13 protein-coding genes are annotated in these 11,445 nt (G+C 65.2%); 5 read left to right on the forward strand and 8 right to left on the reverse strand.

Features of this window, described 5'->3' with window-relative positions:
* From OXN85_05075 to OXN85_05090, 4 genes are all read right to left on the reverse strand, one after another.
* Window positions 1–234 (reverse strand): polymer-forming cytoskeletal protein (locus tag OXN85_05075; protein ID MCY3599321.1); only part of this gene is annotated, 234 nt, incomplete at its 3' end.
* A gap of 61 nt (window positions 235–295) precedes the next feature.
* Window positions 296–1,108 carry a M23 family metallopeptidase gene (locus OXN85_05080; protein ID MCY3599322.1) on the reverse strand — a complete coding sequence of 271 codons (813 nt, stop codon included), beginning with the start codon at window positions 1,106–1,108 and terminating at the stop codon, window positions 296–298.
* Window positions 1,105–1,956 carry a ParB/RepB/Spo0J family partition protein gene (locus tag OXN85_05085; protein MCY3599323.1) on the reverse strand — a complete coding sequence of 284 codons (852 nt, stop codon included), beginning with the start codon at window positions 1,954–1,956 and terminating at the stop codon, window positions 1,105–1,107. The genes OXN85_05080 and OXN85_05085 overlap by 4 nt, the downstream gene beginning before the upstream one ends.
* 46 nt (window positions 1,957–2,002) lie before the next feature.
* Window positions 2,003–2,776 carry a ParA family protein gene (locus tag OXN85_05090; protein ID MCY3599324.1) on the reverse strand — a complete coding sequence of 258 codons (774 nt, stop codon included), beginning with the start codon at window positions 2,774–2,776 and terminating at the stop codon, window positions 2,003–2,005.
* 486 nt (window positions 2,777–3,262) lie between these two features.
* On the opposite strand from OXN85_05090, the gene pyrF reads away from it, so the two are divergent.
* From pyrF to OXN85_05105, 3 genes are all read left to right on the forward strand, one after another.
* Window positions 3,263–4,003 carry an orotidine-5'-phosphate decarboxylase gene (pyrF, locus tag OXN85_05095; protein MCY3599325.1) on the forward strand — a complete coding sequence of 247 codons (741 nt, stop codon included), beginning with the start codon at window positions 3,263–3,265 and terminating at the stop codon, window positions 4,001–4,003.
* Between the two features lie 213 nt (window positions 4,004–4,216).
* Entirely contained in the window at window positions 4,217–5,014 is a 798-nt protein-coding gene (locus tag OXN85_05100; protein MCY3599326.1) for a hypothetical protein, read from the forward strand.
* Window positions 5,011–5,892 (forward strand): DUF1207 domain-containing protein, encoded by an 882-nt coding sequence (locus tag OXN85_05105; GenBank protein MCY3599327.1) that lies wholly within the window; start codon window positions 5,011–5,013, stop codon window positions 5,890–5,892. Before OXN85_05100 ends, OXN85_05105 begins: the two co-directional genes overlap by 4 nt.
* Before the next feature lie 31 nt (window positions 5,893–5,923).
* On the opposite strand, the gene yidC is transcribed toward OXN85_05105, so the two are convergent.
* The 4 genes from yidC to rpmH are packed head-to-tail and all read right to left on the reverse strand — an operon-like array spanning window position 5,924 to window position 8,398.
* The gene (gene yidC, locus OXN85_05110) at window positions 5,924–7,645 is read right to left on the reverse strand and encodes a membrane protein insertase YidC (protein ID MCY3599328.1); all 1,722 of its coding nucleotides are present in this window, start codon (window positions 7,643–7,645) and stop codon (window positions 5,924–5,926) included.
* Entirely contained in the window at window positions 7,646–7,867 is a 222-nt protein-coding gene (gene yidD, locus OXN85_05115; protein MCY3599329.1) for a membrane protein insertion efficiency factor YidD, read from the reverse strand.
* Window positions 7,855–8,259: a ribonuclease P protein component gene (locus OXN85_05120; GenBank protein MCY3599330.1), complete on the reverse strand. Its 405-nt coding sequence runs from the start codon at window positions 8,257–8,259 to the stop codon at window positions 7,855–7,857. Before OXN85_05120 ends, yidD begins: the two co-directional genes overlap by 13 nt.
* Window positions 8,225–8,398: a 50S ribosomal protein L34 gene (rpmH, locus tag OXN85_05125; GenBank protein ID MCY3599331.1), complete on the reverse strand. Its 174-nt coding sequence runs from the start codon at window positions 8,396–8,398 to the stop codon at window positions 8,225–8,227. Before rpmH ends, OXN85_05120 begins: the two co-directional genes overlap by 35 nt.
* Before the next feature lie 239 nt (window positions 8,399–8,637).
* On the opposite strand from rpmH, the gene dnaA reads away from it, so the two are divergent.
* Together dnaA and dnaN are read left to right on the forward strand one after the other, a co-directional pair.
* On the forward strand, window positions 8,638–10,020 hold the full coding sequence (gene dnaA / locus OXN85_05130; GenBank protein MCY3599332.1) for a chromosomal replication initiator protein DnaA: 1,383 nt from the start codon (window positions 8,638–8,640) through the stop codon (window positions 10,018–10,020).
* 282 nt (window positions 10,021–10,302) lie between these two features.
* Window positions 10,303–11,430: a DNA polymerase III subunit beta gene (gene dnaN, locus OXN85_05135; protein ID MCY3599333.1), complete on the forward strand. Its 1,128-nt coding sequence runs from the start codon at window positions 10,303–10,305 to the stop codon at window positions 11,428–11,430.
* Window positions 11,431–11,445: the final 15 nt, after the last annotated feature.

Genomic DNA, 11,445 nt, shown 5'->3' on the forward strand with positions numbered 1-11,445 from the left:
GATTCTGCAGGTTTCCTGCAGTTCCACGCGACTGGCTCCGACAACGGTCCCCACCACGGTGCCGGCTATCACGACGTCCTGCGTATCGATATCGCCGGTAATACGTCCGTCCTTGCCGACGACCACGGATTTCGTCGCCTTGACCGATCCTTCGATCTTGCCTTCAACCCGGACCGTGCCATCGCACATCACGTCGCCGAGGATCGTCATCCCGGGCGCGACGACCGAAACCACGTCGCTTAGCTCACGGGTCTGCCCGCCATGTCGAGAATCTCTAGCCATTTCGCTCCAATCCTTACTCCGGTTGCCTCTCCGCCGGGGCTCCCGTGTTGTCCTGACCGCTGTGGTCCGCCACCAGCGAGAGGGGGTCCAATAGTGCGCCGTTCCGGGCCAGTTCCAGGTGTAGATGCGGAGCCGAGGATCGTCCCGTGTTTCCCGTGAGGGCGATGACCTCGAGTCGCTCCACCGCGTCGCCGGCCTCGGCGAACAGCCAGGCGTTGTGGCCATACAATGACGTTAGCCCGTCGGCGTGCGCAATCCGCAGAAATTTTCCATAGATCGGGTCTTCGCCCGCCTCCTCGACCCTTCCCGCCTGAATCGCCCGCACGTACGACCCCGTCGGAACCGCGATGTCCAATCCCGGGTGTCCTTCGGGCGAATCGGCAGGACGCAAACCGTAGTGACGGGTAATGAAGCCGCGCTGCGTGAGAGGCCAGGCAGGGGTCGTCGCCTCTGCCGAGGTCGGTGAACTGACCTCCACACCTCCCCTGAGGACGACGTTCACCGGCGGGGATTCGGCAGGCCGACCAACGGTTACCGCAGCCTGAAGGAAGCCGAACTCTTCCTCGAGTTCGTTCAAACGGGCCGCGAGCTGGTTCATCCTTTCGCGCTCGCTCTCGAGCGTCGCGAGTTCCGCCTCCAGCTCAAGCACGCGACTGGACTCGGTGCGCCAAGCCGTCAGGAGGCCTCCCAGAAACCCCAGGCCGAACAAGCCGATGATCGTACCCGCCACCGGGAGAAGCAGCCGTGTGCGGCTGAGCGGCAGGGATCGTACCTGCCGGCCATCCCGTCGGACCAACTGCAGTGTCCATCGCCGGAGAATGGTCATTCGCGAAGCTCCGAGGCGAGCTCATCCCCTCCCATCAGGGCCACGAGCCGCAGAAAATCATCCGTATCATGGAAACGCACGACGACCTCGCCTGCTCCATCCGACCGCGTCCGGATCCGCACCTGGGTTCCAAACCCTCGTTCCAGCCCGAGTTCCGCGCGCCTCACCACGGGATCGCCCGCCCCTGTCGTCTTCTTCCCCCGGGTCGTCCGCCGCCCCCGTGGCGCCGCGCGGTCCTGGCGGACCCGGCGTTCCGTCTCCCTGACGGACCACCCCTGCTCCACCGCCTCCAGCGCGACGCGGGTTTGCTCCTCAGGTGCGGACAACCCCAGGAGGGCGCGGCCATGGCCCGCAGACAGCTCCCCCTTGGCGAGCAAGCCCAGCACTGCCCCGGGCAGGGCGAGCAGTCGAAGAGCGTTTGCCACGGTCGACCTGTCCCGCCCCACATGCCGTCCGACCTCTTCCTGCGTCAGACCGAAGTCCCGCATAAGTCGACGATACCCTTTAGCTTCTTCAAGTACTGACAGGTCATGACGTTGCAGATTCTCGACCAGCGCGACGACCAGCATCTGCTCATCGTCGATCGTCCGGACCAGAGCCGGAACCGACGTCCAGCCGAGACTCTGAATCGCCCGGAATCGCCGCTCGCCCACGACGATCTCGAACACCTCTCCCACAGGCCTGACGACGACAGGTTGGAGCAAGCCGTTCTCGCGGATGGAGTCCGCGAGTTCCGCGAGGCGGGCCGGATCGAAGTCGCTACGAGGCTGGAACGGATTCGCCTGGATGGCGTCGACCGGAATCTCCGCCTCCGCCGCTGCGCGTTCCGTCCCGAGGTTTTCGCCCAACAGGGCCGCAAGCCCCTTGCCGAGACGGCGGTCGTTCCGGGGCAACCTACGGGCCCCTGTGCCGGTCGATCAGTTCGCGAGCCAGGCTCAGGTATCCGCGGGCCCCACTCGACAGGACATCGTACAGAGCGATCGGCTCTCCAAAACTCGGGGCCTCGGCGAGCCGAATGTTCCGCGGGATCATCGTATCGAAGACCTTGCCTCCGAAGTACTCACGCGCCTCGGCGGCCACCTGTTTGGCGAGGTTGAGGCGTGAATCGTACATCGTCAGCAGCACCCCCTCGATCTCGAGTTCCGGGTTGATGCTGCGTTGCACCAGCCGCACGGTGTTCAGGAGCTGGCTAAGCCCTTCCAACGCATAGAACTCACACTGAATCGGGATGAGCACGGCGTCCGCAGCGGCCAGTGCGTTCAGCGTGAGGAGCCCGAGAGACGGCGGTGAGTCGATGAGGATATACTCGAAGTCATCGCGGAGCGCCTCTATCTTCCGGCCGAGGATTCGCTGGCGATCCGATCGGTCGATCAGTTCAACTTCGGCGCCGGTCAGGTCCCGACTCGCAGAGACCACGGAGAGGCACGGGAAGTGAACTTCCGGCCGCACGGCTGCCTGAAGGGGTTGTCCGTTTACGAGGCAGTCGTACACACTGGGTACACCTCCGTCCTTGCGCAGCCCGAAGCCGGACGTCGCGTTCCCCTGCGGGTCGCAATCGATGACGAGCGTGTTGCGCTCCGCGATCGCCAGCGAGGCGCCCAGGTTGATCGCCGTGGTGGTCTTGCCGACCCCGCCCTTCTGATTTGCAATCGCGATCACCCGACCCAAATCAATCCACCCCTCGTTGATCGCCGCACCCGGCGACGTGAACGGACACGCACTGTAAGCATATGCCTCGTAACGAACTAATCCGGTGACGATCGAGCGCGACAAGAGGGGCGTCGCGCTGCTGAACGTCCGCTCCTGTGAGACTTCCCAAAATATATGGCGCTCTCGTGACGCGGGCGACTGCGTGTGGTGTCCGCTCTCGACGCCGACGCGCGGTATTGTCAGGCCCGCGGACCTGGTGTTTCACGTGAAACATCTGATGACGGTTGTGGACGAGCCCGGCCGTGCACGCCTGAACGAACGGGGCGTTTCACGTGAAACGATGGCCCGACATCGACGGTCTGCCTCTTGCAGGCACGCGCGCCGGAGAAGAGCTTCGTCCTCCACTTCGCCACGAGCCGGCTCCCGTGTCAACGGTGGTCACGAAGACCGAGCGGAACTCCGACCGCCGGGGCTCGCAACGGCAACAACTTCGGGAGGCCGCCGATCTCCACGACGATCCCCGCGACCGATCGGCTGATCCTTGCGCTGGACGTTCCGACTGCCTCGGAAGCGCGACAAACCGTCGACGCGCTGGCCGATACCGTTTCCTTCTACAAGATCGGCCTGGAACTCTTCCTTTCGGGAGGATACTTCGAGCTGGCCGACTGGCTTCGCTCCAGAGACAAGAAGGTGTTTGCCGATCTCAAACTCTTCGATGTCCCTCAGACCGTCCGCTCCGCCGTCCGACAACTCCGAACCCGGGACGTGGATTTCGTCACAGTGCACGGCAACGATGCGATCCTCCGTGCGGCCTGCGACGCCGCTGCGGGCGACCTTGGAATCCTGGCTGTGACGGTGCTAACGAGTCTCGACCGGGCGGACATGGAGGACCTTGGCTTTGAAGCCGACATCGGGGCCGTCGTCCTCTCCCGGGCCCGTCGGGCGGAGAGCATCGGCTGCGCCGGCGTCATCAGTTCCGGCCACGAGGCCGCTCGAGTTCGCCCTGCGGTTTCTCCCCGGTTTCGCATCGTCGTCCCCGGTATCCGCGCGGCGATGGACGCCGGTACCGATGATCAGAAACGGACCGTGGATGTAGAGTCCGCCTTCGAGGCCGGGGCCGACTACATCGTCATGGGACGACCCATCCGCAACGCTCCGGATCCCGCGCAGGCGGCGGCGTCCGTTCAGGAGAGAATATCCGCCTGGTTTCGACACACATCCGGCGGCCCCGAACACTCGGCGTGAATACGCTAACTCATTATATAACATAATATTACGGCACTTGCTGTCCCCGTGGCGGGCCGGCGTCTCGTTCCGTCTTTGATGCAGGGTTGAGACCCGGCCGCGATACTCGTTCGAGTTCCTTTTCTTCACCGTCCATGAAGCACGGGGCACCTTTTTTTCGTACGGGGGTACGGTCTATGTGCACCCAGTCTTGCCTACCGGAGCCGTGATGCAATGATAGAGCTTCCCGATGTTGAGCGAATGATCGAGCGCATTGCCGGTTACACAACCGGCAAGACGATCTCCATAATCCGAATCGACGACCCCGAAGTCGCTTCCATCGAGCGCGATATCGTCGAGAATCATCTTGAGAACCACGCCGTGGATTCCGTTGAACGCCACGGTCGCTACGTCGTCCTCCGCTTCCGTTCCGATTACAGCCTCATGTTCGACATGGGGGATGACGGCCTCCTGCGCCTCGAATCCCAGACCGCGCCTCCGACGGACCGAACTCGCATCCGGTTCCAGTTTGCGGCCGGCAGGGAACTCCGGTTCTCGTCGTCGGGCTCCCAGGGCACGGTTCAAGCCGTGGCGGGGAGCGAGTTCAACGAGAAGGGATCGCTCCAGAGCCTCGGGGTGGACCCGCTGAGCGACGACCTGACTCTTGCGCGCTTTGAGGCACTTGCGCAGCGGAATACGCGTTCCAGCATCAAGGGCTTTCTCCTCAACCAGAAGGCGATTGCCGGGATCGGCAACGACTATGCGGACGAAATCTGCTTCCAGGCCGGCGTACGTCCCGACCTTCGGGTCGCTCAGTTGGAGCCGGACCAGCTCGATCGGCTTCACCGCTACCTGAAGCGGGTCCTGAGGCGGGCCACGCTGCACTGGAGCGCCGCCCATTCCGATCCGGGGTGGCTGATCAACTCACGCTCGTCGGGCGGCTCGTGCCCGCGGTGCCGACATGCGTTGACCTCCCTCCGCGTGACCGGCCGGAAGACCATACTCTGCCCGAGGTGTCAGCGCGCCGCTTGAAGGTCGAGCGCATCGTGGACCGCGTCCGGGCCGTGCGTGTCTGGACGCTGCACGTGCGCGGCCTCGTGGCCTGCGTCCTCCTCCTGACGGCGCCCGTCACCGCGGTATGCCCTCTTGCCGGGCAGGGAGGCGGCGCCGCAATCGGAATCCGGGACGGAAACGGCCACCCTTTCCGCACGCCGGCGGGCTCCCCCCTCGAGCCCGTACATCGTCTCGCGCTGTTGAGCGCGACGCGCGATTCCCTCCGCGACGGCATTGCCCTCGCCGACATCGGTGACCGCCTCGGGTTCTGGATCCGGCGCGACCCCGACGGGGAGGTGGAGTACGCGGGAGCGATTCACGGAGGGGCGTTTTCCCGCTTCGACCTCGGAGGTCCGGATCAGGCGCTCATCGAAGTGCACTACCGAATCGGAGTGCTTTTACGCGCGCGTTTCGGGGCGGTGGCGGCTCGTGCCGAACTCTATCATCTGAGCTCGCACCTCGGGGACGAGTTTCTCCTGGACACCGGCGCCCGTCCCATCAGCACGAGCCGCGAGGGGTTGGAAGTCATGCTCCAGGGATCTCCGGTATCGGGCCTCACCGTCTACGGAGGTCCGGGAGTGCTGCTGCGCGCCACCCCCGACTTCGAACCCCTTTCGTTGCGCGCGGGCGCCGCCTGGGAGTCCGCACCCGGCGGGCGCGCGCGCTTTCACGCTTCGGTCGACTACTTCGGCTGGGCGGAACTGGCGTGGGAGCCCGCCATCGCGGCGGAAATCGGGGCCGCGCTGGCGCAAGGAACGCGGGTCGGATTGCTCCTCGGGTTCGGTCCTTCCCGTGCGGAGCAGTTCCTCCGGCAGTCCGAGCGCCTGATCGGGCTTGCCATCTCCCACGTACGGTGACGGCGCGGCGCCTCGTTGGCGCGCCGCGGCGCTACTCCTGTTTCCGGGAGGGCGCCGGTTGCGCCTTTCTGCGTTCTCGCGAGAGGTACATCTGCTGCGGCAGCGACATGATGTTGGAGGCCGTGTAATACAGGTTCAACCCGGCCGCGAAGTTCGCGAAGAAGAACGTGAAGACGACCGGCAACACGTAGGATATCATCTTCATCTGCGCGTTCGTCTGCATGCCCCGCTGCGTGATCCAGTTCAGCAGCAGCATCGATCCGCCCATCAGGACGGGCACGATGAAGAGGGGATCCCTGAGGGAGAGATCCGACAGCCACAGGAAGGGCACGCCGCGAAACTCGATCGTGTTCTGGAACACGAAGAACAGCGTGATCAGGATCGGGAGGGGCAGGAACATGGGCAGACAGCCGCCCAGCGGGTTGACCCCGTGTTCCCGAAAGAGCTTCACCTGCTCCTGCTGCAGGCGCTGCGGATCACCCTTGTACCGCTCCTGCAGCTTCTTGATCTCCGGCTGCAGCGCCATCTGCTTCATCTGCGCGCGTCCTGAGATGTGGAACAGCGGCGACAGGATGATCCGCGATCCGACGCCGAACAGGATCAGGACCCAGCCGTACGCCAGCGAGAACGACTCGTGCATCCAGATCAGGATCGCGACGATCAGGTTCCCGAACGGCCGGGTGAACCACCGGAGCCAGCGCCAGCCGACGGGGTTCACGTTGTGGAGTTCCTGCCCCACGGCCTGCAGCCGCGCGAAGTCCTGCGGCCCGATGTACGCGGCGTACTCGAAGCCGGTGCTGCCGGCGGGTACCGGCAGCGCGGCCTGCATCTCCGCCGCGTCCTCCTCGGGCACGCCCCGCAGCATTACGCCCCCGATGCCCGGCCCTCCCGGCGGCGCGACGACGGCGGCCAGCCAGTACTTCGATTTCGATGCGGCCCAACTGAACGGCCCGCCGGAGGCCGGCCTCGCCTCGCCGTCGTCCACGCGGTCCAGCCGCTCGGCCGCAATCTGGCCGGAGCGGCTCCGGGTGACGAGCGACATCGCCGCCTGGTCCTCCCGGGGTACGGCCTCGTTTCGCTCGATCCCGCGACCGAGGCCCACGAGAACGACGTGCCCCACGTCCCCCAGGCCGCGCAGCCCGCCGCTTACGTCGATCCGGTAATCGTCCGGGTGGAAGCGATACGAGACATCGAAGGTGACCTCGCCGATCGCGGCCTCGAAACGCAGTTCCGCGGGCCCATCCCTCACCTCCAGCGCGGATGTCGACGCAGTGAAGGCGATCGAGCCGAGCGAAACCGTGTCGCCCCGCAGCGTGAGCGCGTACGTCAGGATCGAGTCGTCGGGCCGCACCAGTTCGACATTGCGGCCGCCATGCCCGCCCTCGGCGAAGTTCTGGTGCGCGAGCATCGTCGCGCCCACGAGTCGCGCGCCCCGCGTGTCGAACCGGTACTCGTACAGTTCCGATCGGACCATGACGATCGCGCTCGCGCGCGCCGCGGGAGCGGCTTCCTCCGTCTCCTCCGCTTCGGCGGGTGTCGCCTCGGCTTCGGCCAGAACCGCCGCCACGTCCCGAGCGGCCCTTTCCTCGGCGGAAAGACGGCTTATCTCGTCCGCCACGTCCGTGGCTTCCGGTGTCTCCACGCTGTCGGCCGACACCGGTTCAAGCGGTCTTTCGGTCGGCGGAAAGAACACGTTCGAGAGGATCATCACGCCGACCATCAGCGCGATGGCCAGGAGCAGACGGCGTTCCATTCAGCGCTTCCGGGCGGGAACCGGGTCGTAGCCGCACGACCCGAACGGATGACAGCGAAGCAGGCGCCGAACGCACAGCCAGCTCCCCCGGGCGGCGCCGAATCGCCGCACCGCGGTCAACGCGTACTCCGAACAACTCGGTTCGTACCTGCAGGCGGGCGGCAACCAGGGAGAAACGACGAGCTGGTAGCCGCGAATCGCTCCGATGATCATTCTGCGCATACGGTCTCCAGCGAGTCCATCAACGTCACTCGAAGCCTCTGGTACGAGGCGTCATAGGCGGCCGGTTTCGCTCTCACGACCAGGTCCAGCTCGAGCCGGCGGGTCTCAAGGGCAGGCAAAATGTGGATGCGGGCGATCTCGGTCAGACGCCGGCGTACGAGATTTCGCGCGACCGCGCCGCGCCCGTGGCGAGGCGTCACGACTCCGACTCTGGAGCGGCCCGAGGGCGACGGCGCGAAGAACACGTCCACGATGCGATCCCGGCGGCAACGGCCCGTACGGATGGTCCGGCGAATCTCCCGCGCTGTGCGCAGCCGAGCCGCGCGGGGCCGTCGAAAGCCCCCCGGGGGAGGCCCGCTAGCGGCTTCGTCGCTTGCGACGGAACGCGTCACTGACGGTGAGCCGACGTCGACCCTTCCTTCTGCGGCGCGACAGCGTGCGGCGGCCCGCCTTCGTCTTCATACGCGCTCGGAATCCATGATCGCGAACGCGCTTCCTGTTGGTTGGCTTGCTGTATGTGGGCTTCCCCATCTCACATCACCCGAGGCTTTCCGGTCATTTCACAGGCTTTCGAGGCCAGCCCGGAAGTCTAGACCTGATGCGGGATAGTGTCAATTCAGCCCGTCGGTGCCGGAGCCCGCACCGCCCTCCTGCCGACGAGGCGCACCGCCCGTCGCGAGGCGTTTCCGTTCGTTGACACTCGCCAGCGGATTCGCCTAAGATCAGGACCCCTATCCCACCGCCTTTTTCCTCATGCCGGCGCGCCACGGATGGAGCTGACTGCACACGAGGCCTGGATCAAGATTCGCGCATCTGCGAAGCTCGTGCTCCCGGAGCAGACCTATCGCACCTGGCTCGGATCGACCGAGGCCGTTTCTCTCTCGGACGATACGCTCGTCGTTTCCGCCCCGACGAGGTTTGCGGTGGAGTGGGTCGAGGATAAGTACGGGACTCTCCTCCGGGACATCTCCGAGCGAGAGCTCGGTGCGAGGCTCCGACTCCGTTTCGAACACAAGGGAGCCGAGGAGCGCCTCGACTTCCCGGAAATCACGGAACCCTACCCCGGCGACCCGGGTCATGCGCTGGCTTCGCGGACGCCGAATCGCGGCGGCCTTCCGGCAGCCGCGGCGCTGAACGAACGCTACACCTTTGCGCGCTTCGTTATCGGCGGCAGCAACGAACTCGCCGCCGCGGCATCCGATCGTGTGGCCGCCGCTCCGGCTACGACGTACAACCCCCTCTTCATCTGGGGCGGCACCGGCCTCGGCAAGACCCACCTCATGCATGCCATCGGAAACACGATTCTCGACCGGCTCCCGGATTGCCAGGTCGCCTACGTCCCCTCCGAGCAGTTCACCAACGAGATGATCGATGCAATCCGGACCGGGCAGACCGCGCTGTTCCGCGAGCGCTATCGCCGTATCGACGTTCTCCTCATCGACGACGTCCACTTCATCGCCAACAAGGAAGGGACGCAGGAGGAGTTCTTCCACACGTTCAACGCGCTCTACGACGCCAAGAAACAGATCGTCATCACGAGCGACCGGCCCCCGCAGGACATCCCCGGGCTCCAGGAACGTCTCGTTTCCCGTTTCGAGTGGGGCCTCGTCACCGACATCCAGCCCCCCGACCTGGAGACACGTTCCGCCATCCTGCGCAAGAAGGCCGATGAGGACGGAATCGAAATCGGCGACGACGTCATCGAGTACGTGGCGCGGAGTCGGCGTACCTCCGTCCGGCAACTCGAGGGGGCCCTCATCAAGCTTCTCGCCTTCAGCTCGCTCACTCGACGCGAGATCTCACTCGACATGGCGCGCGACGCCCTCGGGCCCGAGGGCAGCGAGGCCGACGAGCAGGTGATCGAAGTGTCCGCCGAGGAGGTCCGTGCCCACATCGCCGCCTCCTGGGGCGTCTCCGTAGAGGCACTCATGTCGAAAAGGCGGAAGCGGACGGTGACCGTTCCGCGACAGGTCGCGATGTACCTCATCAAGACACATCTCGACCTGCCCTACTCCGACATCGGCCACCTCTTCGGCGGCAGGAATCACTCGACCGTCATCCACTCCGTCAACAAGGTCGAGGCGGACATGGCATCGGATCCCGCGCTTCGCGGCCGCGTCGGCCAGCTGCAGCAAGAGCTGTTTCGAACGTGATATCACGTTCGTCCATTACCCTGTGCAAAACCGGATGAAGACTTGCTCCCCACGCACACCAGTGGGCGCATGCTCTTCGTGGCGGCGCCGATGTTTCGCCGGAGCTTCGACACCCGTGTCCGCGTGTCGACAGCGGGCGCAGCGTCCGAGCCCGCAAGAAACGCGGGGAACCCCGACGTTTCGACACTTCGACAGGCTCTACTACTACTCCGTTGATACATATATCATACGCAACCGTAGAACCCACGGTGGAAAACCCGAACCGATACCGCCGGAGTTGAAATGAGATTCTCGATCACCCGAGAGGCACTCCAGACGGGGCTGGCGGCGAGCGCCGCCGCCGTCCCTACGCGAGCTGCTCTCCCGGTTCTCTCGAACATCCTGATCCATGCGGAGGACGATGCCGTCCGGCTCAGCGGCACGGACATGTCCATCTTCGTCTCGTTGTCGGTGCCGGCCGACATCTCCGAAGCGGGGGTCGTGGCACTGCCCGCGAGACAGCTCTTGGAAATCTCGCGCGTACTCGACGATGCACCCGTGAAGTTCGCGGCGGCGGGCGGAGATCGCGGCGCGGCCGCGACCGGGGTGGACATCGAGTGCGGCCGGAGCAAGTTCCGCCTTTACGGTCAGGCCCCGGACGAGTTCCCGGATTTCCCGGAGGTCGATTTCGCCGGTGGCTGGGAGATGTCCGCCGGCGAGCTGCAGACGCTGATCGAGCGGACGAGTTTTGCCGTTTCCACGGAGGACAGCCGACCGATTCTGAACGGGATTCTGTGGCAGTTGCGCGACGCGTCGACGGTGATGGTCGCAACGAACGGCCACCGGCTCGCGAAGATGTCACGCGAGCTGGACGTCAGCGGGTCGCCGGCGGAGGTGGATCTCATCATTCCGCCCAAAGCGCTGAACCAGGTGCAGAAACTGTATCCGGCCGACACCGTGCTTCGGATCGCGCGCTCGGAGAACCACCTGGCTTTCCGGTCGGAGGATCGCGAGGTCTTCACTTCGCTCATTGAGGGGCCGTATCCGAACTACGAACAGGTCATCCCGAAGGACAACGACAAGGTTGCGACCTTGAACCGGGCGGCCCTTGAGACGGCGGTGCGGCGCGTCGCGGTAATGGCGGACGATTCGACGAGGCGGGTGCGGCTCTCCTTCAAGGCCGGCGACCTCGGGTTCAAGGTTCAGACACCGGACCTCGGGGAGGCCGAGGATGCGCTGTCGCTGGACTACGAGGGCGAGGACATCCAGATCGGTTTCAATGCGACGTACCTCCTCGAGGTGCTGCGTCACATGCCGGAGGAAGATGTTCGAATGACGTTCAAGGCGCCGGAACGAGCGGCGACCTTCTCTCCCGCGAGTGGCGAACCCGACTATCTCTGCCTCGTCATGCCGCTGCGCATCCTGGACTGAGCCGCGTCGCGAACC

The sequence above is a fragment of the Candidatus Palauibacter australiensis genome (genome assembly GCA_026705295.1).
GTDB lineage: Bacteria > Gemmatimonadota > Gemmatimonadetes > Palauibacterales > Palauibacteraceae > Palauibacter > Palauibacter australiensis.